Origin of the sequence: Paenibacillus sp. FSL R5-0490, from assembly GCF_001956215.1 — a bacterium.
GTDB lineage: Bacteria > Bacillota > Bacilli > Bacillales > Cytobacillaceae > Cytobacillus.
Genome location: NZ_MRTQ01000015.1, coordinates 62,201 through 84,718, shown reverse-complemented (window position 1 = coordinate 84,718; position 22,518 = coordinate 62,201). Strand labels below are relative to the sequence as shown.

24 protein-coding genes and 1 pseudogene are annotated in these 22,518 nt (G+C 42.7%); 6 read left to right on the top strand and 19 right to left on the bottom strand.

Annotated elements, in window-relative coordinates; translation table 11 throughout:
* Window positions 1–203 precede the first annotated feature (203 nt).
* Window positions 204–1,247 (top strand): GIY-YIG nuclease family protein, encoded by a 1,044-nt coding sequence (locus tag BK139_RS13840; RefSeq protein ID WP_076259716.1) that lies wholly within the window; start codon window positions 204–206, stop codon window positions 1,245–1,247.
* A gap of 15 nt (window positions 1,248–1,262) precedes the next feature.
* On the opposite strand, the gene bioA is transcribed toward BK139_RS13840, so the two are convergent.
* Both bioA and bioD read right to left on the bottom strand, forming a co-directional pair.
* Window positions 1,263–2,624: an adenosylmethionine--8-amino-7-oxononanoate transaminase gene (gene bioA, locus BK139_RS13835; RefSeq protein WP_076259713.1), complete on the bottom strand. Its 1,362-nt coding sequence runs from the start codon at window positions 2,622–2,624 to the stop codon at window positions 1,263–1,265.
* Entirely contained in the window at window positions 2,617–3,300 is a 684-nt protein-coding gene (gene bioD / locus BK139_RS13830; RefSeq protein ID WP_286148840.1) for a dethiobiotin synthase, read from the bottom strand. The genes bioA and bioD overlap by 8 nt, the downstream gene beginning before the upstream one ends.
* A 131-nt stretch (window positions 3,301–3,431) precedes the next feature.
* Between bioD and BK139_RS13825 the strand changes: the two genes are divergently transcribed.
* A complete protein-coding gene (locus BK139_RS13825; protein WP_076259708.1) occupies window positions 3,432–4,013 on the top strand; it encodes a biotin transporter BioY in 582 nt (193 codons plus the stop codon).
* Window positions 4,014–4,071: 58 nt separating this feature from the next.
* On the opposite strand, the gene BK139_RS13820 is transcribed toward BK139_RS13825, so the two are convergent.
* Complete coding sequence (locus BK139_RS13820; RefSeq protein WP_076259706.1) at window positions 4,072–5,133, bottom strand: tetratricopeptide repeat protein; 1,062 nt, start codon at window positions 5,131–5,133, stop codon at window positions 4,072–4,074.
* Window positions 5,134–5,320: 187 nt separating this feature from the next.
* Between BK139_RS13820 and BK139_RS13815 the strand changes: the two genes are divergently transcribed.
* Together BK139_RS13815 and BK139_RS13810 are read left to right on the top strand one after the other, a co-directional pair.
* Window positions 5,321–5,824, top strand: a complete 504-nt coding sequence (locus tag BK139_RS13815; protein WP_048008520.1) for a DinB family protein — start codon at window positions 5,321–5,323, stop codon at window positions 5,822–5,824.
* Window positions 5,825–6,095: 271 nt separating this feature from the next.
* Complete coding sequence (locus tag BK139_RS13810) at window positions 6,096–6,935, top strand: isocitrate lyase/PEP mutase family protein (RefSeq protein WP_076259703.1); 840 nt, start codon at window positions 6,096–6,098, stop codon at window positions 6,933–6,935.
* Between the two features lie 126 nt (window positions 6,936–7,061).
* Here the strand turns inward: BK139_RS13810 and BK139_RS13805 are convergent, their stop codons facing one another.
* Together BK139_RS13805 and BK139_RS13800 are read right to left on the bottom strand one after the other, a co-directional pair.
* The gene (locus BK139_RS13805) at window positions 7,062–7,751 is read right to left on the bottom strand and encodes a DUF3231 family protein (protein ID WP_286148821.1); all 690 of its coding nucleotides are present in this window, start codon (window positions 7,749–7,751) and stop codon (window positions 7,062–7,064) included.
* A gap of 69 nt (window positions 7,752–7,820) precedes the next feature.
* Complete coding sequence (locus BK139_RS13800) at window positions 7,821–8,285, bottom strand: hypothetical protein (protein WP_076259700.1); 465 nt, start codon at window positions 8,283–8,285, stop codon at window positions 7,821–7,823.
* Window positions 8,286–8,416: 131 nt separating this feature from the next.
* On the opposite strand from BK139_RS13800, the pseudogene BK139_RS13795 reads away from it, so the two are divergent.
* Window positions 8,417–8,782 (top strand): annotated as a pseudogene (locus BK139_RS13795) (Rrf2 family transcriptional regulator); the annotation flags it as partial.
* A 264-nt stretch (window positions 8,783–9,046) separates the two neighbouring features.
* Here the strand turns inward: BK139_RS13795 and BK139_RS13790 are convergent.
* From BK139_RS13790 to BK139_RS13745, 10 genes are all read right to left on the bottom strand, one after another.
* On the bottom strand, window positions 9,047–9,988 hold the full coding sequence (locus tag BK139_RS13790; protein ID WP_434002965.1) for a branched-chain amino acid ABC transporter permease: 942 nt from the start codon (window positions 9,986–9,988) through the stop codon (window positions 9,047–9,049).
* Between the two features lie 53 nt (window positions 9,989–10,041).
* Complete coding sequence (locus BK139_RS13785; RefSeq protein WP_076259698.1) at window positions 10,042–10,911, bottom strand: branched-chain amino acid ABC transporter permease; 870 nt, start codon at window positions 10,909–10,911, stop codon at window positions 10,042–10,044.
* A 20-nt stretch (window positions 10,912–10,931) separates the two neighbouring features.
* Window positions 10,932–11,636 (bottom strand): ABC transporter ATP-binding protein, encoded by a 705-nt coding sequence (locus tag BK139_RS13780; protein WP_076259695.1) that lies wholly within the window; start codon window positions 11,634–11,636, stop codon window positions 10,932–10,934.
* Entirely contained in the window at window positions 11,614–12,387 is a 774-nt protein-coding gene (locus BK139_RS13775; protein WP_048008515.1) for an ABC transporter ATP-binding protein, read from the bottom strand. The genes BK139_RS13780 and BK139_RS13775 overlap by 23 nt, the downstream gene beginning before the upstream one ends.
* 39 nt (window positions 12,388–12,426) lie before the next feature.
* On the bottom strand, window positions 12,427–13,605 hold the full coding sequence (locus BK139_RS13770; protein ID WP_483310648.1) for a substrate-binding domain-containing protein: 1,179 nt from the start codon (window positions 13,603–13,605) through the stop codon (window positions 12,427–12,429).
* A gap of 106 nt (window positions 13,606–13,711) precedes the next feature.
* Window positions 13,712–14,710, bottom strand: coding sequence for a 3-oxoacyl-ACP synthase (locus BK139_RS13765; RefSeq protein WP_076259689.1), 999 nt, complete (start codon window positions 14,708–14,710; stop codon window positions 13,712–13,714).
* Window positions 14,710–15,126, bottom strand: a complete 417-nt coding sequence (locus BK139_RS13760; RefSeq protein WP_076259687.1) for a MaoC family dehydratase — start codon at window positions 15,124–15,126, stop codon at window positions 14,710–14,712. Before BK139_RS13760 ends, BK139_RS13765 begins: the two co-directional genes overlap by 1 nt.
* Window positions 15,127–15,130: 4 nt before the next feature.
* Window positions 15,131–16,612: an o-succinylbenzoate--CoA ligase gene (locus tag BK139_RS13755; protein ID WP_076259685.1), complete on the bottom strand. Its 1,482-nt coding sequence runs from the start codon at window positions 16,610–16,612 to the stop codon at window positions 15,131–15,133.
* Window positions 16,613–16,626: 14 nt separating this feature from the next.
* Window positions 16,627–17,229: a TetR/AcrR family transcriptional regulator gene (locus BK139_RS13750; RefSeq protein WP_048008510.1), complete on the bottom strand. Its 603-nt coding sequence runs from the start codon at window positions 17,227–17,229 to the stop codon at window positions 16,627–16,629.
* 172 nt (window positions 17,230–17,401) lie between these two features.
* Complete coding sequence (locus BK139_RS13745; protein ID WP_076259683.1) at window positions 17,402–18,292, bottom strand: Vgb family protein; 891 nt, start codon at window positions 18,290–18,292, stop codon at window positions 17,402–17,404.
* Window positions 18,293–18,743: 451 nt separating this feature from the next.
* Between BK139_RS13745 and BK139_RS13740 the strand changes: the two genes are divergently transcribed.
* Window positions 18,744–20,000, top strand: coding sequence for a dicarboxylate/amino acid:cation symporter (locus BK139_RS13740; RefSeq protein WP_076259681.1), 1,257 nt, complete (start codon window positions 18,744–18,746; stop codon window positions 19,998–20,000).
* Between the two features lie 61 nt (window positions 20,001–20,061).
* Here the strand turns inward: BK139_RS13740 and BK139_RS13735 are convergent, their stop codons facing one another.
* The 4 genes from BK139_RS13735 to BK139_RS24010 form a co-directional block, all read right to left on the bottom strand.
* Window positions 20,062–20,706 (bottom strand): hypothetical protein, encoded by a 645-nt coding sequence (locus BK139_RS13735; protein ID WP_076259679.1) that lies wholly within the window; start codon window positions 20,704–20,706, stop codon window positions 20,062–20,064.
* Window positions 20,707–20,906: 200 nt separating this feature from the next.
* Window positions 20,907–21,257, bottom strand: a complete 351-nt coding sequence (locus BK139_RS13730; RefSeq protein WP_076259677.1) for a GIY-YIG nuclease family protein — start codon at window positions 21,255–21,257, stop codon at window positions 20,907–20,909.
* A 17-nt stretch (window positions 21,258–21,274) separates the two neighbouring features.
* Window positions 21,275–22,030: a DUF2087 domain-containing protein gene (locus BK139_RS13725; protein ID WP_076259674.1), complete on the bottom strand. Its 756-nt coding sequence runs from the start codon at window positions 22,028–22,030 to the stop codon at window positions 21,275–21,277.
* A gap of 226 nt (window positions 22,031–22,256) precedes the next feature.
* Window positions 22,257–22,403, bottom strand: a complete 147-nt coding sequence (locus tag BK139_RS24010) for a hypothetical protein (protein WP_175609119.1) — start codon at window positions 22,401–22,403, stop codon at window positions 22,257–22,259.
* Between the last annotated feature and the right edge of the window lie 115 nt (window positions 22,404–22,518).

Genomic DNA, 22,518 nt, shown 5'->3' with positions numbered 1-22,518 from the left:
CGGTTGCAAATGACTAACTAAGTTTTCAAATTCATGCCTTCACAAGCAGTACATTTCCATGCCAACACCCAAATCAGAGAAATAGCGCCCCCAAATCCCATTCCATGATAAAATACTAAATAAATATCCCAGTAAAGGAATGAATCCCTATTAATCTCCCTGACAAGGTGAAAAACCTGCCCTTAACTCCAGGCGTATATCTGATGAAGGATTCGCAGGGTCAAATTCTGTATGTAGGGAAGGCGAAAAATCTAAAGAACCGGGTTCAGTCTTATTTCAGGGCCTCCAACAATCATTCTCCCAAGATTAAAAAGCTGGTCAAACACTTAAGGGATTTTGACTATATCCTGACAGATACCGAATTCGAGGCTTTTATGCTTGAATGCCAATTAATTAAAAACATTAAGCCGCTCTATAATCGAATGATGAAGAGTCCGCAGTCATTCATTTATATCTCGATCAGCCTTACCGGCAATCACCGTAAAATTGATATAGCCTTTAATCCTATTGAAAATGACGGCAAGGTTTATTTTGGCCCTTTTACGAGCCGAAGAAATGTGGAACGAGCTCTCCGGGGGTTAAAGGACTGCTTTAAGCTGAACTGCAGCAATCCCAATGGATCGAACTCCGCCTGCCTGAATTATTCCTTAGGCTCCTGCCTTGGCCGGTGTCTTGGGGGACCTGCGGAACAGCAGTACAATGACATCCTGGACAGGTTTATCGGTTTTCTGAAAGGCACTGACATGAGTATTCTGGAGGACATGAATCAGATGATGCTGAACGCCTCTGAAAACTTTGATTTTGAAGCGGCCTCCGCCTATCGGGATCATATACAGACAGTAAGCTCCCTGTTAAAAAAAGAAAAAGTGATCGATTTCACTGAAGAAAATCATAATATCGTTGCGATCGAAAGATTAACAGATTCAGCGATTAAACTTTTCCTTATAAAAAGGACGGAGATTCTGTTCAGCCACAGCTATGCAGCAGCAGGCAGCATGGAGGAAATAATAAAAGCGAACATTTTAGCTTATTTTAAAAATGATGAAGCAAATGCGGCGGGAGACATTAGCAGACATGAAATCGATGCAGCGCATATTATTTACCGTTATTTACACAGCGGCAGCTGCTCTTATCTCCTCATTCCAGAAAGCTGGCTGGAATCTGAGAATCATTCCACCCTGGATCTGGCACTGGAGGATTTACTAAATAGCACTCAACACTTACAGCCCCCTATATTAAATGAATAAGGGGGCTGTTTCTAATCAAACAAACGACTTTTCTTTTTCAGTCACGGCTTCAATCGAATCTCTCATGATTTGAATCATTTGCCTGATTTGGTCATCCGTACTCGCCAAAGGCGGCATAAAGACAATTACATCCCCTAGCGGTCTTGTCAGCATGCCCCTTTTTCTCATTTCCAGTGTTGAATGATACCCCATTCGGCTTTCCCATGGGAAAGGCTTCCCTGTTTCTTTATCCTGAACCAGCTCAATGCCGCACATCAGTCCTAATTGGCGGATGTCTCCCACATGCTTGAGGCTTTCTAATGCAGTGAATTCAGATTGAATGACTTCTGCTTTTCTTGCGGCTTGTTCGACTAGGTTTTCTTTTTCATAGATTTCCAGGTTAGCCAAGGCTACTGCACATCCGAGCTGATTGCCTGTGTAGGAATGCCCATGGAAGAAAGTTTTCATTTCTTCATATTCCCCATAAAACTCCTGATAAATTTCCTGTGTCGTGAGTGTGGCAGCAAGCGGAAGATAACCGCCTGTGATCCCTTTCGCAACGGTCATGATATCCGGCTGAACGCCTTCATGCTCGACTGCAAACATCTTTCCTGTCCGGCCAAAGCCTGTCGCTACCTCATCCGCAATTAAAAGGATGTTAAATTCACGGCAAAGCTCTTCTACCCCTTTAAGATAGCCAGCAGGCATGACATTCATGCCGCCTGCTCCCTGGATCAGCGGTTCGAGTGTTATGGCTGCAATTTCTTCATGATGTTCCCGGAAAATGGCTCTCAGCTCTGTTAATGCCCTTTCTTTAACCTCTGCTTCACCTGAATAGGGACTCCGGTATTGGAGAGGAAAAGAAGCTTTTAAGGTTGGAAACATTAAGGATCCATACACGCGGTGGAATAAATCAACATTCCCGATACTAATGGCTCCAATTGTATCTCCATGATAATTGTTCGTGAGCGTGACGAATTTCTTTTTCTTATGTTTTCCTTTATTTTGCCAATATTGATAGGCCATTTTGATGGCGATTTCTACGGATGTTGCCCCGGAATCAGAATAGAATACCCGCTGCAAATTTTCCGGTGTAATCTCAATAAGCTTCTCAGCAAGCCGGATAGCAGGTACATTCGCTGCTCCTAAAAGTGTGGAATGTGCGATTAAATCAAGCTGCTCCATTATCGCCTCATTCAATTCCTTTTTCCGGTGGCCGTGCACATTTAGCCAAAGTGAGGAGTATCCATCCAGATATTCCTTCCCATTCATATCCTTCAGAATGATCCCTTCTCCGCTCTTAATGATCAGCGGATCTCTCTCATAGTCTGTCATTTGTGTAAACGGAAGCCATAGATGCTTCATGCTGCTTTTTAACAGATTTGCCTGCTCACTCATTACTGTCCACCTCCATCAGCTTTGAAAATAAATGGTCAAGCATTTCTGAATCACCAAAGGCGGATAATGGATTTTCTAAATAGGGGATCATCCCTAAAACAGGAACCCTGGTCATAAGCTCAATCATTCGTATGTTGTCCTGCTCAACCTCTGTATCCTCTATTGTCATCTGATTCATGATAACGCCGATCACATTTATCCCTTCTTGTTTTAATCTTTCAGCGGTCAGAACGGTGTGGTTGATTGTGCCTACCCCGGTCCTTGCCACAATCACAACTGGAGCAGACAGTTCTTTCATTAAATCAAGCATGCTGTATCCATCGTCCCTTAAAGGAACGAAGACTCCGCCAGCGCCTTCTATTAATACAAATTCATTATCCCTTGACAACCGCTGATAATGCTCAATGATCTTATCAATCTCGATTTCTATTTCCTCTTCCCTTGCGGCCAGATGCGGGGAACATGGTTTTTTTAATAGATATGTAGTGGAAGCGGCTAATTCCGGATTGGCCAGTTTATAAAACTCCACATCAGGTGCGCAAAGCAAGCCATCAATCATTTCAGCACCACTTTGCACGGGCTTATATGAAGCAGCCTGGATGCCTTTCTTTTTTAAATACGCTAAAAGAAGAGCGGCAGCTGTCGTTTTTCCTGCGTCAGTATCTGTGCCTGTAATAAAGAGACTTCTAATAACTATTCCTCCTTTTATATGTTAACCATATTTACAAATAAGTTAACATATGAGAATATTATATTCAACTTATTGTTAACCAAAAATATTTTTGGTTAACACAAAAGGAGATTCATATGAAAGATTTAAAGACTCAAGATTTGGTTCTTTGCGGTCTTTTTGCGGCATTGATGGGTGTGGGTGCAAATCTATCCCCATTTCTCATGATCGGGAGTGTTCCTATTACTTTGCAGCTTCTCTTTGCTATATTAGCCGGGGCAATGTTAGGGAGCAGAAAAGGATCCATTGCTATGCTGGTCTATGTGTTTGTCGGTTTAATAGGTGCACCTGTTTTTGCACAGTTTAAAGGAGGGCCTGCCCAGTTATTAAGCCCGACCTTTGGCTTTGTGCTGTCTTTTGTTGCTGTTGCCTATGTTGCTGGAAAATGGGTTGGGGATTCTCAGCTGGTTAAACCAAAGCCTTATTTTATGGCAGGAACTTTAAGCCTTTTTTGCAACTACATAATTGGAACCAACTGGATGTATTTTGCGCTTCTACTTTGGGCAGATGCACCGGCAGGATTTAGCTACGGTATGGCCTGGGGCTGGATGCTTGCCTATTTTCCTCTCGACCTGGCTGTAACAGCTTTGTCCTTTTTCCTTGTTCCAAAACTAAAACAGGCACTTAGAAGGACACATCATCTTAACACCGAGATGTGACAGTCCTTAAAAAAAGCCTAATGAGCAGTTTTAAATTACCGCTCATTAGGCTCCTCATTCATGCATTTTCGTTCACATACTCATTCGCAAAAGCATCATCCACCCTGAAGAGAACGGTAAATGGATGGGTTCCATTATAATAATAAGCAGTCTCTCCCCTGTCTTCCGTTACATCAATCATCTCAGGCATATCCCGTAATTTTGCTCTGAGTCTTTCTATGGATTTGATGAAGGTGCTCTTTTTTACCTCCCCATCACGCCCCGTTCTTCCGAAGAAGTCGCGCATAGTAATTCTTGTACTTGGATTTTCTTTGCTGGAGCACAGCATAAAATGTCTAATCATATTCGCATCGGTTGGAGTGATGATGGCATCCTGACCATTAAATAATAGTATATTTTCACGGTCGTTAAAGTACAGGACCAGCTCACCTGCTTCATTGTTTTCAAAGAGCTGTTCGCAAGCATCCTTTGAACAGGTTTCCGTTTTATTTTTGGTCATTTTGTAGAAGGCGTGGTTATGCAGGTAGGTTTCATTGGCTGATATTGCTTCAAATAATGGGGACAGCTCTGCGTTCGGGAGCTGATCCAGATATGGGAGTTTTCCCATCGTTTCATAGGTCTCGCCCGCAACATGCAGCCCGCTGTTGGCCAAATACATATGGGCGTGGAGTTCCTGCTGCTGATTGAGGCTGTATCTTGGGTCACCTGAGAGCTGCTGACTTAGGGACTGCTGGAAATAGCGGACAGCTGAACCGTATTTGCCGTGTTTATAGGCGAGGCAGCCAAGACGGTAATACGCTATTGGAAGCTTTTGTTCCACTCTAATTGCCTTGAGGAGTGACTCTACAGCATCCCCGTCATCTCTGAAGTGATTCATTTTTAAGTAGGTTCCATATTTAATAAGATGGGATATCAGCAGTTTTTTCGTTTGCTGAAGGGCGTTGTCATAATAGGGGCCATTATTTCTGGCGAGATTTGTAAGCTTTTTATACATCGTTTCATAGAGGATCACCAGCTGCATGTAATAGCCGTAATCGCTTTTTTCCCCATTTTCATGCAGATCGTGTTCCAGCTCTTCCAGAGCGTCGAGGGTTAAGTCTTTTATCTTTAAAGTTCTCATTTTTACACCCCATTCTTATAAAGCGTAACACTTTTCACTATATAGAAATCAGCGGCCAGTTTCGCGCGAATATTGTCGAATGAATTGTGAAAATTTTGTATCAATTATAAGCCTATTAAGAAGATGAACATCTTGAAAAATACGAACAAACGTTTTATAATTTATCCAATGAACGGAGGAATGCTTTATGTACGTTACAGTCACAGATTTTATTAAAGAATGGAACAGAGAAGCAATGCTGACACAAAAGGTACTGGACGGTTTAACAGATGACTCTTTAAAGCAGCAGGTCTATCCTGAAGGACGCACCTTAGGGCGAATTGCCTGGCATTTCACCACGAATATTCCTGATTATTTATCTCATTTCGGAGTAAGAATGCAGAGAGCTGAAAATGAAGAAAATGTCCCCTCTTCTGCCAAAGAAATTGCGGATACATTTAAAAAGCTGAGTGAGGAAGCGGAACTGGCGATCGAACAGCAATGGACAGATGACTCATTGAGCCAGACACAGAAGGCATTTGGAAGAGAGGAAACCAATGCTCAAATTTTGATGGGCTTAATTAAACACATTGTGCATCATCGAGGCCAATTGACCATTCTCATCCGCCAGGCAGGGTTAAAGCCTTTTGGGGTTTATGGTCCATCAAAAGAGGATTGGGTTAATTTAGGCGTTGCAAATCCGCCGCAGTAATACGCTCGAGATTGCCGAGCGTTTTTCTTGGTTTCTGGATAAATGGCTATCTAAGCAGCGCTCTCCACTTCCCTTTTTTCAAAGTGAGATCTTAGGGATCATCCAGAGTTTTCAAGCCCTCCGAACATCTACTTAAGAGGGCATCCACTGCGGTTTCAATTGAGAAATCAATATGCATTTCATATTTCGATGATATTGAATTATTTAGCCTTTACTATAGAAAATGAAGCAATAAATTCTTTAACCAAAACAGGAAAAGGAGCTTAATTCTATGAGTAGCAAAGAACAATCATTAAAGGCAAATACCTTTCACCGCTTACATCAGCAATCATCCACCTTTGTTTTGCCAAACGCATGGGATGTAATCAGTGCAAAGATGTTTGAAGAATGCGGCTTTAAAGCGATTGGAACAACAAGTGCTGGTATTGCTGCTTCTTTGGGGTACTTGGATGGGCAAAGTATACCTCTTAACAAAATGGTTGAAACGATTGAAAATATCGCTAAATCAGTAAATGTTCCTGTGAGCGCAGACATTGAGGCAGGTTATGGAGTGACTGTTGAAGAAGTATTGGAGACGGTAAAAGCAGTCGCTGCTGCTGGAGCTATCGGGATAAATCTGGAGGACGGTACAGGTGATCCTGACAGTCCAATATTTGATATTTCATCTCAAGAGGAAAAAATAGCAGCTATCAAAGAACTTTCAGAATCCAGCAATATGCGGTTATTTATTAATGCACGAACAGATCTGTTTTGGTTAAATGCTGGGGATTCTTCAACGCGTTTACGAGAAGCTGTAAAGCGGGCAAAAGCCTACCAGGATGCAGGGGCTGATTGCATTTTCATTCCTGGCTTAACTGATAGGAAGTATATTAAAAAAATTAGAGAGGAAGTTTCTTGTCCTATCAACTTATTGGTTGACCCAGAGATGCATTCTATATCAGAGCTATCTGAAATCGGAATCGAAAGGCTTAGCTGTGGATCCGTCCCATTTAGAGCGACCTTAACCTATTTACGGTCTATCGGTGAAGAGATTGTAAACAACCAGACCTTTCATCAAATGACAAATGGCGATGTTCTTTCTTATAGGAGGTTAACTGAATTCATTCAATAAGAACTTGTAATACCCAACAACAAAATGAAGAATGTTAAGAAGCCGATTCTCCTATTATCATGAAATCGGCTTTTTGTTCACTCTCATAACTTTTCGGGAATGTTTTAGGCTGTTTGACTCAAATTATTAACTATCAATTGACCTATTGGCTACAGGCGGCTCATTAAGCCAGTCTTTCCGCACCAATAACTTAAACCCTTGCGCTGAATAGCTTTCCACCTGGTCAATTAATTCCTTTAGTCTTTTCACGTGACTTTTTTTATAACTTGAAACCACAGCAGTTTGCAGATTGCCTATTCCGATGGGGTTCAAGAACATGATTAAGTTAGCCATTAGTTTATCTGAAAATGGGGATTTATTCACCTTATAAAAGTGAGCCTCCAATCCGGTGGTTGTCGGCACTCCGTTTTCTCTGTATATTTCTGATAAAACATCAACTTGATGGTATGACAATTTGGTTCCATCCTCTAAAAAACTCTTTGTATCTTCATCCTTTGCGACATCCGAAAAAGCAGTACATAAAGCTAAACCAACATTATTACATTGAAAGGATCCAAACATACTTGCTAATTCAACAGCATTAAGCGGCCTCTGCTGGGTTGATGCCACTTTGAATAGCTTGCTCTCTCTGTCTTCAGCATTTTTGTATGAAAAAGGCCTGTTTTGGAGTAAACCCTTTTGCTCCAGCAAATCTAAAATAGAAATATCCATTTGCATTAACTTATTGAGAATTTCTTTAAAGAAATTCTTAACCTTTGGGACGGTTAAGTCTGTATATTGAAAATTATTTTCTTTTCTTAGTTTGTAAATGAACATGGTAATTATTCATTATACAGTGACTAAACAGCTTACTTAAAGTGCTTAACAATAAGATGGCTGCCCTGGTTAAAATGGTTCGAAGTGTTTTTTTCTTATTATCTTCATTAAAATAACGCCCACACTGACACCTGGTATAACGCACAAAATCGGAAGCCAAATAGGTCCTAATAGTACTCCAAAAAGCTTAAAGGTAGAGGAATACATACACCCCACTGTAACAAAGTAAGCTGAAGACACAAACGGAAGAAAAGAATAACTATTTTTTCCTCCTCCCGCATCTTTAAAGGAATCCCACATAGCAAAAAAATACAAACAAGGGTAAAACATCAGCCACAAATAATCGGTTTCTGCAATTGCCTTTTCAATATCTCCATGAAAACTTGAAATAATGACCCTATTGAAATTCGCTTGTACATTTATAAGGAACTCTAAAAATACAATAACCATTCCCTTTATCAATTTTCCATTTAAAAATTGCCCAAAACCAGGAAGTGCAATACTCCATAATAACCTTTCTATAGATGTCTCCATTCTATTCAAGCTCCTTGCCATGTCTCTTATATGTGTCCTTTTAAGAGCATACATCTATTAATTGACTGAAGTTAACATTCACTATAACTCAGTACAACACTTATTAGTATGTAAGCACACTTCTCAAACTAAAGATATTCAGTAAATTATCTAAGAACGAAATTGTTAGTTCAGTCCCTGGAGTTAAGGGTGGTTATAAACTCGCTAAATCTCCAGAAGAAATATCTTTTTGGGATGTAATTGAAGCAGTTGAAGGTCCCAAGCCAATTTTTCAATGTAAAAACATTAAAGATAATGGTTATTTGTATAGAGAAAATATCTGCTCTTCAGGTACCTCCTCTTGTACCATCAATTTAGTTATGCTCTCAGCCGAAGAAAAAATGCGTGATTTCCTGCGCAGTAAAACACTTTCATGGTTAAATGAAGAGCTGGATCGTGTCCTGCCAAATCAAACACGTGAAGAAACCCGGAAATATTTTTCTAAGAGCAGCCTATAATACCAGCCTCTCCTGAAATCCCTTGATTTTGATGGAGAGGTTTATTCTTTTTCTATGTTCTGATGATAACTATGACCGCTTCAATAGCCTGATCCGCATTGGATTTATCAGCTCTCATCAGCTTAAGAACGTTTTTTCACAACATTAAAGATAATAGTTTTGATATTAACCCCACGTTCAATATCCCGAAAAAATAAGTGTTTTTGCAATTAATAAAAAACCTTACCCATGATGGCAAGGTTTCCAGAATCATCTTATCCCACACTATGCAGCCCTCTCCATATTCCTTTTCTTCTTCTCCCTCCTCCCCTTTTTCAAGGTGAACTTTTTAATAACTCCTGCCAAACCGGAAGGGAACCCAAGGAGCACCACTATATATAAGAATCCGAGGATAATCGTCCATCGTTCAAAGATGGGGAAAGTCATCGCAAGCTCAGAAAGATAATGTCTTAAAAATTCGATGATCCCCGCTCCTGCTATGGCACCAGCCAGGGTTCCCATTCCCCCAATCATCGTCATTAAGAGAGCATCAAGGGTAACTTCAATAGAAAAGACATTGGTATTAATGAACCGTAGTGACACTGCATAAAGTGCGCCGCTTAAGGAAGCTGCCACTCCAGCCGTCACGCTGGCAATCAGTTTATAATGTAGTGTTTGATACCCCAGTGCTTCTGCACGATATTCATTCTGGGAAATGGCTTTTAGCACCTTGCCAGTGGACGATTCTGTAAAAAGCTTCAGCAGGATGAAAACAACGGCAACACTAATGAGTGTAATGTAATAGAAAGAAGTACGGTCTTTGAATACGTCAGGCACACTGAAGGTAAAACCGTCTCCGCCATGCGTCAGTCCCCTCCATTTCTCTGCCAGTACAAGAAAGAGCTGTGATACTGCCAGTGTCAGCATCGCATAAAAGTGGCTTTTGAGCCTTAGTGATAATAAACCAATGATATAGCTAACCAGAGCGGATAGGATGATGCCTATAACCAATCCAATTAAAAAGTTTGGCAGAGTTGCATCCAGCTTATTAAAAATGAGAGCCGTGCTGTAAGCGCCGATTCCAAAGAACATACAATGACCAAAGGAAACAATGCCGGTATACCCTAACAGAATATCAAAGCTCATCGCAAATATGGCAAAAATGAAAATTTGAGTAAGTAAAATCAGTGTGCTTCGGGAGTCGTTAACAAAGGGTACCAGAAGCATGAAAAGCAGAATCGCAAGCCCCCAGTACAGCGGCACTTTATGAAATACACCTCTCATACAGCACTCCCCTTTTCTCCCAGCAGCCCTGTTGGTTTCACCAATAATACGATAGCCAATAGGAGCATATTCAATGCCAGTGACAAATCAGGCATATAATAAGCCATAAACGCTCCCGCTACTCCTACGATCAGGGAAGCCAGTGCAGATCCCTGCAGGCTTCCCATTCCGCCAATGATGACAACAATGAAAGCCAGGATGGCATACTGCATGCCCATTTCCGCAAAAACGACTCCAGAATACGGCGCTAATAGCGCTCCGCCTAAAGCAGACAATCCGGCACCGAGCAGAAATACGAATGTAAAAAGTCCTTTTACATTGATTCCGAGCGCCTGAACCATTTCCTTATCCAGCACTCCAGCCCTGATCATAAGTCCAATCTGCGTACGGCTGAGCAAAAGCCATAATGCCAGATACAGCAGCAGTCCAACCACAATCACAAACACACGGTATTTTATGATGATGATTCCATCAAACTGATAACTCCCTTCAAGCCACGCTGGCAGGTTTACCCTTATCGGGTTTGGCCCCCAGAAGATTTTGATGCTTTCCGATAATACCAGCATCCCGCCTAATGTAATCAGCAGCTGTCTCACATGATTCCCATAGACAGGACGGATCAGGAATCTCTCCAATACCCAGCCCAAGACCATTCCGACAGCAACTGCACCCGCTATCGCTAATAGAAAACTGTTTGTTTCTTTAAAAAACCATGCTCCTGAGAAAGCGCCCCAGACGAATAATCCGCCATGGGCGAAGTTCAATACACTCATCAGTCCAAAGATTAAGGTAAGTCCAGCAGCCAGAAGGAATATCAAAAGCCCAGTTGAAACCCCATTGACCAATAAATTAATAAAGACTTCCATTTCCAGCCCCCCTTCACTGCTTACGCGATGCCCAAGTATTTCTGACAGGTTTCCTTGTCCTCCTTAAGATCCTGCATCAAGCCATCATGGACTATTTTTCCGTCGTCCATAATGTAAAAGTAATCGCCGATTTCACTCGCCATCAGGAAATTCTGCTCCACAAGCAGAATCGTGGTTTTTTCCTTCATTTTCAGAATCGATTCCATCAGCTTTTCAACCATGATCGGCGATAATCCTTTGCTTGGCTCATCAATCAGAAGCAGTCCATCTCCATTGATATACGCCCTGGCAATCGCCAGCATCTGTTTTTGACCACCGGAAAGCAAACCGCTTTTTTTGCTCCAGAACTTCTTCAAATCCGGGAAGAGCTCCAGCATCCACTCCATTTTTTCCTCTGTCTCACCTATGTTCTTTGCCTTGGCCAGATTCAGGGTTTCTTCTACTGTCAGCGCACTGAACATTCCCTGATTTTCCGGCACATAGCCGATTCCTTTTCTGGAGATCAGGTGGGTAGGGATTCCGCTGATCTTCTGATCGTGATAATGCACGGAACCCGTGGTGGATGGGTTAAAGCCCATGATGGTGCGCAGTGTTGTCGTTTTGCCTGCGCCATTTCTCCCGAAGAGAACGGTGATGCTTCCCTCTTCCACAGACATGGACACACCCTGAAGAATGTGATATTGACCCAAATAGGTCTCCAGATTATCCAGTTTTAATAGACTCACGGTGGAAGCCTCCTAAATATGCCGTCTGAACTCTTTGATCCTTAATAATTTCCTTCGGATTGCCGCTGGCCAGGAGCTCTCCATTGAATAGCACCACAAGGGTATCGGACAGGTGCATGACCATTTCCATTTTGTGTTCGATTAAGACAATCGTGTACAGGCCTTCCTTCTTAATTTTCTCAATCACTTCCAGAATGGCAGGGATCTCTTCAATCGATATGCCTGCTGTCGGTTCATCGAGAAGAAGCAGTTCTGTTTTTAGAGCCAGCAGCATGGCCAGCTCCAGTTTTCGTTTTTCCCCATGTGCCAGATCCTGTGCCAGCACATCTTCCTTCCCGCTTAACATGCACCTCTCCATGGCCGCTTTTGCTTCATCCTGCTGGCGGTTCATGTACGAAAGCCTTGGAAAGATTGAGTAGTAATCTTTACTTGATGATTGGATGGCCAGTCTGATATTTTCGAGCACCGTCAATTCCGGAAAAATATTGGTGAGCTGGAAGGAACGTCCAATGCCTCTTCTCGCCCGTAAGGGTACAGAGAGCTTAGTTATATTGTCTTTCTTAAAATAAATCTCTCCCTTTGTTGGAGCAATCTGGCCGCTCAGCAGGTTAAAGAGAGTGGTCTTGCCGGCCCCATTTGGACCGATAATCGAAGTCAGCTTCCCTCGCTCTATTTCCATGTTCACATCTTTTATGACATCATGCTCTCCAAAGGAAACAGATAGGCTTTTGGTTTCCAGAATATTTTCCAACTTGGCGCATCCTCCTATATATCTAACTATTCTGAATTTTTATTTGTCATTTCGGATTGGCGGCTCGGTTTCTTCCATATTCAATTCCCTGATCAGGACCGGCACCGGATGATCCACACCATCCTGTTCCTCCAGGGTTACAGCGTACAGGGACTGCAATGCCTGATGATCCTCAGCCCGGAACTTCATCGTTCCTTTCGGTGTCTCAAACTCCATGTTTTCCATTGTGGTGATCAGGCCGTCCACATCTTTATCACCTTCTGTTTTCTTCAGGGCCTCCACAATGGAGATGGCAGCTGTCATTCCGCCGGCTGTAAACAGGTCAGGAATCTCACCGTCAAATTTTTTCTTATGCTCTTCCACCAGCCAGTCGTTCACTTCATTATCCGGAAGGGTGTGATAGTAAATGGAAAAGCCTCTCATGCCAATTAGAGAATCCATCGTCTTTAAGGAAGCAATATCCTGCGCCGCAGTGGAAATTTTAATTCCCTGCTCTTCCAGCTGCATATCCTTTAACTGTTTCCATGGGGCATTGGATCCTGCCCAGACGATATAAAGGTAATCAGGCTTTTCATTTATGATGCTTTGAATATTCGCTGTGAAATCAGTGGAATTCGGGTCTGCAAACTGTTCATTCACAATAGTGGCTCCAAGCTTCTCCGCTCCTTCTTTAAAAGCAGCGATTCCTTCCCGTCCATACGCATTATCCTGTGCGAAGGTCGCGATTTTCACATCTTTTTCAGCGATTGCAGCTGCACCGGCAACGGCATCCTGAGATGAATTTCTTCCAGTCCTGAATATATACTTGTTCCAGTTCTGACCGGTTATGCTATCAGCAACCGCAGGCTCCACCACCATGATCTTTTCGTATTCTTCAGCAAGCGGCAAAACGGCCAGTGTGTCGCCACTGCTTGATGAACCCACTAAGAAATCTACTTCATCCTCTTCCAGAAGCTTGGTTGCTTTTCTTACGGCGACATCAGGTTTTGTTTCCGTATCTTCCACAATGAACTCGACCTTTTTGCCCGCTACTTCCTTGGATCCCTCGGTTGCATAATCGAGCCCCAGTTCAAATCCGGCAACCGTCTGCTTTCCGTACGTCTCGAGAGGACCGGTTAAGGAAGCTAAAACACCAATTTTAACCGTTTCTTCTTCTGAACTTGCTGTGTCTCCGGAACATCCGGAAGTAATGATAAGAGTGAGTGCAATTCCAAGCATTAATAGTGATTTAAAGCCGTTTAACTTGAATTTCATAGCCATTCCCCCTATTTTCATTTTCTTAGGCCATGTAAAATCTTGCTGCTTATCTATGAATCCTTCTAATTCATTTCCACTGCACAACCGTCGCAGCCCACGTATACCCAGTTCCCGCACTGACTGCAACCGCAATATCCCCGGGATTCAAAAGTCCCCGTTCCTGGGAAAAATGCAGCCCAATGCATGGGTCAAGTGAAGACATGTGGCCATGGTGATTTAAGTAAATTGCTTTTTCTTCCGGAAGTTCGAGTGATTGTAAGAGTTCTTTGAACATGGAACGTTTGGTGTGCAATGGCAATAGGAGTTTCATATCTTGAGGAGAATAACCGCTTCTATGGAGTGCTTCGCGAACTACATGATCAAAATTTGCAATCGATACAGGATCGAGTCTTTCTTTCATGGATTGCGGATCCTTCACATCAATATAATGAAGGTTTTTTTCAACTGTTTCGCGGCTGGCATAATGCTTAGACCCTCCAGCAGGCGTTCGGACATCATCATGGAAGGATCCGTCTGTCAGGATGGCACTTTCGAGTATTTCACTATGCGAGGAATCCCTTGTGATCAGTGCAGCCGTTCCGCCATCCGCAAAGTTGAACATGAAGCGCGAGCGCGGGTTCGCATAATCGATAATTTGTGATTCCTTGCATCCCCCAACCAGCAGGATATTTTGGATTGATTGATCTGAAGCAATCATGTCTTTTGCTACCTTCAAAGCAATCGGAAAGCAGGAGCTGACATTCATGATTTCAAACGCATAGGCATTTTTCGCCCCTAATTCATGCTGGATTTTCGGAGCACTGGACCAGACATAATAATCCTTATGAGGACTGCCAAAATAAATCACGACATCGATGGACAGCGGGTCAATTCCTTCGATCGCCTGCCTTCCCGCAGCAATGGCCAAGTCGGAGGCATGGAGGCTATCATCTGCAACATGCTTCTGTACCAAACCGAACTTTTCGATAATCACCTCTTCAGGTATGCCTGTCTTTACTGCGAGATCGGCTGCCGTTTCGATTCCAGGAGGGAAAAATACTCCTGTTGCTTTAATGCCAATTCCCATCAGATTACCCCTCCATCCTCAGGCACCATCATCTTGGCCGTGCCTGTCAAAACTTTTGTTCCATCCTGATTGAAGCACTCGGTCAGCAAAGTCAGTATTCGCCTTTTGCTGTCAATCTCCTGAACCATTCCTTGTGCGGTAATCGTATCGCCTATAAAAACAGGCGCCTTGAACCGGATGGTCTGTTCAACATAAATGGATCCTTTTCCGGGCAGATGCACACCCAATAGCTGGGATAATAGACTGGATGTTAAGAGACCATGTGCTATGCGCTTTTTAAATCTCGTTTTTTTGGCGTATTCCCCGTCTATGTGGACCGGGTTAAAATCTCCGCTAATTCCTGCAAACATTACAAAATCTGTTTCTGTAATGGTTTTGCTGCAGGATGCCTCCTGGCCGACACTATAACTGATCACCTTTTCACCTTCTTACTAAAAGTTGTGTTTTCTGTATTTTTCCCGTGGCATTTTTCGGGAGCTCGTTTAAAAATGTTACCTTCTTTGGAATCTTATATTTTGCAAGATTCCCGTGACAGTGTTGAACAACATCATCTTCAGTTAAAGCGCTTCCATTTACTTTTACAATGAACGCTTCTGGCACTTCACCCCAAAGTGGATTAGCATTTCCAACCACCGCAACCTCGGCTACATCTCTTAATTGACTGATCACTTGCTCCACTTCCAGCGGATAGATATTTTCCCCGCCGGAAATAATCATTTCTTTCTTTCGGCCTACAATGAACAGGAACCCTTCTTCATCTGATTTGGCTAAATCCCCCGTCAGGAGCCATCCATCTTTCAGTGCATCCTTAGTAGCATCTGGCCGGTTCCAATATTCCTTCATGATATTTGGCCCTCTCACTGCAAGCTCGCCAACTTCACCTTTTGCAGCAGCTTTGCCCTTTGAATCGATCAGCTTATATTCAGAAAATAACACAGGCTTTCCGATGGACCCTCTCTTCCGCGGTGCGTCTTCTTTTGTGAGCATAAATAAAGTAGGAGATGTCTCCGTCATTCCAAAGCCCTGTCCAAAGAGGAATCCTCTATCAAAATAGGCATCTATTAATTCACGCGGACATGGGGCTCCTCCATTATAGAACCAGCGGACCGTGCTTAAATCAGCCGTTTTGAATGATGGGCTTGTCAGCAGTGCCTGGTGGATGGTCGGAACTCCCATCACAATGGACACCTTATGTTTTTCAATCATCGCGAGCGCTTTTTCAGGCTCAAACTTTCCTGGGATCACAATGGTTCCGCCTGTAAATAAGGACGGAAAGGCAAACAGCCCGATTCCCCCTATATGAAACAGCGGAAGCAGCACGATACAGCGATCCTTTGACGTTAAATCAATCGCAAGCTTGTTATTCACGGCATTCCAGAACATATTGCTCTGTGTCAGTACGGCCCCTTTCGGTTTTCCGGTGGTCCCGGAGGTGTAGCAGATAATGTATGGAGCTTCCTCGTCAATTGGATTCTCATTAGTAATGCTCGTTTGGGTAACCTCGCATAAATCCTCCATAAACTCCATAGATTCTAATTCGCTTTGTTCAACAAGAGAAGACGCAAACTCTGCATTCTCTTTTTCGGCAAAAATCAGCTTTGAGCCGCTGTCGTTGAGCTGGAAAACCAGTTCCTTTGCACTTAGCCGAATATTGAGCGGGACGGCCACACATTCTGCCTTTGCAATGGCAAATAGAAGGACTATGTATTCAATCCGGTTGTTCGACAGAATGGCGATGCGTTCTCCTTTTCTTCCCTGCAGCTTTTCATTAATTTTCACAGCAGCTGAATCGATCATTTTATCCAGCTGCCTGTAGGATACCTTGTCGTTATCTGTTATGACTGCTGTCCTATCTGGATGTGTAAATGCCCATTTCTGAATCCAATAGGCAATGCCTTTCATCGAACTCCCCCTCTTTACTTTTTTAACCCCTGAAAGATAAGTGTCATCGCCGCATCAAATGCTTCTTCAGGAACTTCTTTCTTTTCCCAATACACCCATCTCATGCCGAGGAACTGTCCAATCGACATTAAGCAGTAAGCAACTGTCTCCTGGTCCAGGTCCTTAAACTCTCCCGCTTCGATCCCTTGAGACAGACTCTTTAAAAATCCGTTTGCCAGCTTCCCGTAATACCAGCGGAATAGCTCCTGGTCCACCACAACAGCCTGCTGGACAATGCTGTATAAATTCGGATGATTTTTGACCCAGCTGAAGAAAGCGAAGAAGCCATTTCGCTGTGCCTCCTCAAATGAAGAGCTTCCTGCCATACCTTCCTTAATTGCAATGCGCAAATCCCGGCTGTAGGTTCGAATCAGCTCATCATAGATATCTTTCTTTGAAGGAAAATAGTTATAGAATGTTCCCTGGGCCACTTTAGCTTCCTGTGAAATATTGACGATGGAAGTTTCAAAATACCCTTTCTGCCCAAACACCTCTTCAGCTGCTCTTAACAATTTTTCACGCGTTTCAATTCCTCTTGGAGTAAGTGCTTTTTCCTCACTAATATTTTTAACTGACACCTGAATCACCTCTCAACTTTATTATAAATAATATTCTTAAAATTACAACAATAAATTATATAAAATTACAGGCAAATATTTTATTCTATTAGAACGGAGTTAAAATAACCCCGTCCAGACTATATGACGGGGTTAAATAATCTATTAAGTTCACATCAAAATAGGCCTTCTATTATTCGATCAACGTGATTTTCCCAATCCTGTCACACTCCAATGCAAACCACATGTTCTTCCCATCGCTGCTAGAAATCCCATGCGGTTCAGCATTTGGAGTTTTAATTGGATACTCCTCAATCATCCCGTTGTCTGTAATTCTTCCAATCTTATTTGCTCCCCACTCTGTGAACCATAAATCATTGCCTGCCCCTGCTGTGATGGCATGCGGGCGGGCGTTCGCGGTTGGAATTTCAAATTCAGTTATTTCTCCCGCTGCGCTGATACGTCCTATTTTATTGCCGATAATCTCCACAAACCAGAGTGCACCATCGTTTCCTTTCGTAATTCCAACCGGCCCGGAAGCAGGTGTAGGAATTTTAAATTCTGTCACTTCTCCATTTTCGGTAATTCTTCCGATGGCATTATTTTGGTTTTCTGTGAACCATAGAGCATCATCAGATCCCAGCGTTATAAATGCCGGGTACGAACCTTGAGCCGGAAGATTGTATTCAGTGATAGAACCATCATCCTTAATCCGCCCAATACGGTTTCCATTCATTTCCGTAAACCAGATATCTCCAGTCGGACCTTCCGTAATTCCATAAGGGGCTGAATCTGGATTGGGCAAGGGATATTCTTGAATAGTGCCTTCCTTCGTAATTCTCCCAATCCTGTTTGCTGCATTCTCGGTAAACCAGACCTCTCCTTTTGACGACACCATTACACACATGACCTTTGCATCCTGTGTCGGAAGCGGATACTCTGTCACTTCCCCATTCAATCCGATGCAGCTGATTTGATTGGCTTTATGCTGTGTAAACCAGACTTCACCCTTGTCTGAAACAGCGATTCCGTATGGGCCTGTATTTGTACGGGCAAGTTTTATCTCCTGTAATTTAAATTCCATCCTTCTACCTCCGAACCACTAAAATTTCCCCAAAACAAAAGCCTCCTATCTCGACTTTCCGAGACAGGAGGCAGTGCTGCACAACCATAGACTTAAATAGGCTTTTCGAAATAAAGCCGTTCTTCAAGTCAAAAAGCAAAGCACACACATTCAATCCTGTCTCAGAAAAATCATCGATAAATAAAGCCCATTCCCACACGGTGTGGAACTTGAACGGAAGGCTGTACTATCGGCTTTCACTAAGTGCAGGATTAAAGGATCATGTGCTTTTCTTCACCCTTTCGACTTTTGGATAATATCACTGTAAGATATTTACTGATTGATGTCAAATGGTGCTTGGCCAGTAAAGACGAATCAGACAGAATAAAAAGAATTATTCCATCAGCCTTCTTTTAAGCCACGATTTAATTATATAATAGAGTGTTGAATTACACAGAAAGGTTGAGACATCATGAAAAAGGTTTTTGCAAATTACAAGCTAACCATCTTCCTGCTCCTCTCCATCCTGATCGGCGGAGTTGCCGGAGTGGTTTTTGGCCCGAAGACTGCGGTTGTGAAGCCGTTTGGGGATTTATTTTTAAATTTATTATTTATGATTATTGTGCCGCTTGTCTTTTTCAGCATCGCATCGAGCCTTGCGAATATGAGCGGAATGAAAAGGCTTGGGAAGATCATGGCCGGGATTTTCACCGTGTTTTTTATAACGGCTGTCATTTCCGCTATACTGGGATTCATCGGGATTTCCATTGTGGATCCCCTGAAGAATACAGACGTCTCTGCTATTAAAAGCATAATGACGGAGGCGGCCATCGATCCTGAGGCAGAAGAAGTTACGTTCCTAGGGCAGCTGGTTCAGGCGTTCACGGTTCCTGATTTCCAGATGCTGTTCTCAAAGAACAACATGCTGCAGCTGATTGTGTTCTCGATTTTATTCGGACTGGCAACAGCGATGTCCGGTGAAAAAGGCAAACCGATTGCCAACCTTCTTTCATCCGGTTCCGCTGTGATGATGAAAATTGTTGGATTTGTGATGTACTATGCACCAATCGGTCTTGGCTGTTATTTCGCGACGATCATTGGTGAGCTTGGCCCGCAGATACTCGGCGGATATGTACGTGTGTTTGTTCTTTATCTGGTATTAACGCTAATCTACTTCTTTGGCTTCTTTACGCTGTATGCCTTTGCGGCTGGCGGGAAAGATGGCGTCAAGGTGTTCTGGAAAAATGCGATCACTCCTTCTGTCAGTGCGATTGCTACATGCTCGAGTGCCGCTTGTATTCCTATTAACCTTGCTGCTGTCAGAAAGATGGGCGTTCCGCAGGATATCGCTGAAACCATGATCCCGCTAGGGGCCAACACGCATAAAGATGGCTCTGTTCTTGGCGGAGTCTTTAAGATTGTGTTCCTGTTCAGCTTGTTCGGGAAAGACATGTCGAGTATGACCAGCATTCTTACTATCCTGGCTGTTTCATTCCTGGTCGGAGCTGTTATGGGGGCCATCCCTGGTGGCGGAATGATAGGCGAGATGCTCATTTTGAGTGTGTTCGGCTTCCCTCCTGAAGTGCTGCCGATCATCGCAGTCATCTCTACGGTCATTGATGCACCGGCTACCCTCCTGAATTCAGCCGGCAACACGGTATCGGCCATGATGGTCAGCCGGATTGTTGAGGGGAAGAATTGGCTGAAGGATTCATTTGCTTTAAAATAAGACCATGTGTAAAGAGCTGGAATTGACTTTGTCAGTCCAGCTCTTTTTCCATCCATACTATTTATTCTTCGATTTGCTTTTCTATTAATTCAATAACCTTTTCATCCTCGCCTGGTTCGATGGACACTTGCTTTGTATTTTCAATTATATCACTGTAAAATTTTTCTCCTGCAGGGTATTGGCCATCCCATCGCAAAGGAACATTGTAAACATTAATCGTCCCGTCCCCATTTCCACTATAAGTAACGGAACCATCTGCAAGGCGTGAACCTGCTAACTGAATTACATCTTCCGGATAGCCTGCACTTGTCTCATCTTCCGGATTAAGTGGTGTACCGGCAGGAATGTGCCTAACATACAATTCATCGAGATCCTGATTCGGTCCAAGCTGCAGCCAAACTCTTGCGTATTCGATTTGCTGACTGGAATACTGGGATAATGTTTTATTGTCTTCTTTATCCCCTGCACTATTTTCAGAAGCCATACTATCTGGTTCACTATGAGCAGATTCTTCTGTTGAAGAGTCTTCTCCATCATTAGCCTCTGACTCACCTGCTGTCTCTTCAGCAGCAGATTCTAACGATGAATTGTTTTTCAAATCGTCATCCTTGGCCCCATCATTTGTTTTTTCTCCGCATCCCGCGAGCATTCCTGCCATCACCATTGCAATTACATAAATAGAAAGAATCTTTGTTGGCTTTTTCATTCGTTAATTTATTCCTTTCATAAAATATCTTATATTAAGTTAACTTCCCGCCTTTAATTTTAACAAAGATAACCAAAAATTTTCATAAAAAATCCCAGATCGACACAGATTTCTAGTATTCTTTCAAAATCAGGCTGCACCACAAAAATAAAGTCCGATTCATAAGGGAACCAGACTTCAATTGTTTCTTATTGTTGGTATTATTCCTGGTTATAACCTTTATCGCCAAATGGCTGCAGCTCCTCCAGCCACTTTTCCTCCAGCTTCCCCAGGGCTTCCTTCCCGTTAAAATACGGATCATCCTTCTTCTTCAGCTTCTCCAGAACACTGATTTCAAAAGCCTCTTTCCCAAACTGATTCCATTCCTCCTGCAGCCCCCGATTAGGCATGTAGCCGTTTGTTTCGAGTGAAAATCTGACTCCGTTCAGGCTTTTTAAATTATTTGTGCTGCCAATGAAGATTTTATTGTTAACTGTATTTTTAATTTGATAAACCCCAGCTTCAATGGGTGTTTCTTTAAACTGCTGCTTCAATTCTCTTTTTCGTTCCATGTTAATCCCCCGTTTTTCTATTTTTTAAGCCAATACTCTCTGCCATCGGGCTTTCGATCTAAAAATCCATAATCGATCAAATACCTTCTGATCAACGCATAATCCTCATAAATGGCCTTTAGTGTGTCGTTTAACTCTTTCTCGCCGTATTTGTGTTCGGCCTTCAGCCCACCGGCAATCTCCCGCAGCACAATCAGCCTTTGCTTCTCTCTAGGAGGAAACTTTGCAAGGGGTTTAGCGGCACCCTCGGGAAAGTATTTCTTTAGGATTTTCTCCTGTTCCCCCTCTGTAATGTTGTAGCGGTCATCCACCATTGTGGCGGTTTTATGGACAGGCAGGAATGCTGGTGCGTGCTCATCCTTTTCCTTCAGCAATTCCATAATCGCCAGGAAGGTCTTCGCCTGACGTTCCTTTTCTTTTAAGGCAAAACGGTGATGGCGAATGGTCGAGGTACTCCCCATGTCCAGCTTCTTCTGAATATCCTTATCGCTTTTCCCCTGATAAAAAAGCTGCAGAAGACTTTTCTGATGATCCGTAAGCCCTGTCAGCTTCTTATCCATCGAAAGCAAATAGTCAAAAACCGAGATATGCTCCGTTTCAATATGAATGCGCATATACCGTTCCGCTTCGTAAAATCGATCTTTATATGGGTATACAATCCCTTTTTCCGTCTTTTCCCCGCATAACAGGCAAGTGTATGTCTCTTTTTCTTCCATGTAACCCTGCTTAAGCTCCTCTAAAGAAGCGTCCCAGAATTGATTTGAAAATTCCATCGGTTAAACACACCCTAATCTTTATAAACAAAATCAAAATTTGTTTGTTTTATAATAAACATATTAAACCAACGTTTGATATTAGTCAATAACTCTTAAACGGATTTTATCTTTGTTTTCTTATTTCCAAACAAAATAGGCAGCTGTTTATCTAATAAAAAAAATAAAGACCTTCAATGGAAGAAGGTCTTTTCCCAGATTAGTATTCCGGCTGTCCAAGAGAATTTTATTTATTTTCAAAATCCCTAAAGTGAATGATTTCAGATAGTATTTTGCATCCTTTTGCTTTCTTTAGCTCAATTCTTGCTTCTTCCCTGCTGTCATACTCAAACATTTGGATCCGGTCCTGTAAAAATAGTGTTAAAATCCACATATCGAATTCCTCCCCGGATAATAAGATTCCTTAAAGATGTGCACGAGCAGCTGCGTCCTGAGTGCATGCAGAGGAAAAGGACTTTAATAGCTTTTTTACAAAGGTTTTCATTTTA

Coding starts and splice junctions, on each gene's coding strand:
- BK139_RS13820 (WP_076259706.1), bottom strand. CDS start 5,133: ATGAGAACTTTAAAGATAAAAGACTTAACCCTCGACGCTCTGGAAGAG.
- BK139_RS13840 (WP_076259716.1), top strand. CDS start 204: ATGAAGGATTCGCAGGGTCAAATTCTGTATGTAGGGAAGGCGAAAAAT.
- BK139_RS24010 (WP_175609119.1), bottom strand. CDS start 22,403: ATGTGGATTTTAACACTATTTTTACAGGACCGGATCCAAATGTTTGAG.
- BK139_RS13745 (WP_076259683.1), bottom strand. CDS start 18,292: ATGGAATTTAAATTACAGGAGATAAAACTTGCCCGTACAAATACAGGC.
- BK139_RS13740 (WP_076259681.1), top strand. CDS start 18,744: ATGAAAAAGGTTTTTGCAAATTACAAGCTAACCATCTTCCTGCTCCTC.
- BK139_RS13790 (WP_434002965.1), bottom strand. CDS start 9,988: ATGCTTCTGGTACCCTTTGTTAACGACTCCCGAAGCACACTGATTTTA.
- BK139_RS13765 (WP_076259689.1), bottom strand. CDS start 14,710: ATGGGAATTGGCATTAAAGCAACAGGAGTATTTTTCCCTCCTGGAATC.
- BK139_RS13785 (WP_076259698.1), bottom strand. CDS start 10,911: ATGGAAGTCTTTATTAATTTATTGGTCAATGGGGTTTCAACTGGGCTT.
- BK139_RS13755 (WP_076259685.1), bottom strand. CDS start 16,612: ATGAAAGGCATTGCCTATTGGATTCAGAAATGGGCATTTACACATCCA.
- BK139_RS13810 (WP_076259703.1), top strand. CDS start 6,096: ATGAGTAGCAAAGAACAATCATTAAAGGCAAATACCTTTCACCGCTTA.
- BK139_RS13800 (WP_076259700.1), bottom strand. CDS start 8,285: ATGGAGACATCTATAGAAAGGTTATTATGGAGTATTGCACTTCCTGGT.
- bioA (WP_076259713.1), bottom strand. CDS start 2,624: ATGAGTGAGCAGGCAAATCTGTTAAAAAGCAGCATGAAGCATCTATGG.
- BK139_RS13725 (WP_076259674.1), bottom strand. CDS start 22,030: ATGGAATTTTCAAATCAATTCTGGGACGCTTCTTTAGAGGAGCTTAAG.
- BK139_RS13805 (WP_286148821.1), bottom strand. CDS start 7,751: ATGTTCATTTACAAACTAAGAAAAGAAAATAATTTTCAATATACAGAC.
- BK139_RS13735 (WP_076259679.1), bottom strand. CDS start 20,706: ATGAAAAAGCCAACAAAGATTCTTTCTATTTATGTAATTGCAATGGTG.
- BK139_RS13730 (WP_076259677.1), bottom strand. CDS start 21,257: ATGGAACGAAAAAGAGAATTGAAGCAGCAGTTTAAAGAAACACCCATT.
- BK139_RS13825 (WP_076259708.1), top strand. CDS start 3,432: ATGAAAGATTTAAAGACTCAAGATTTGGTTCTTTGCGGTCTTTTTGCG.
- BK139_RS13815 (WP_048008520.1), top strand. CDS start 5,321: ATGTACGTTACAGTCACAGATTTTATTAAAGAATGGAACAGAGAAGCA.
- BK139_RS13770 (WP_483310648.1), bottom strand. CDS start 13,605: ATGCTTGGAATTGCACTCACTCTTATCATTACTTCCGGATGTTCCGGA.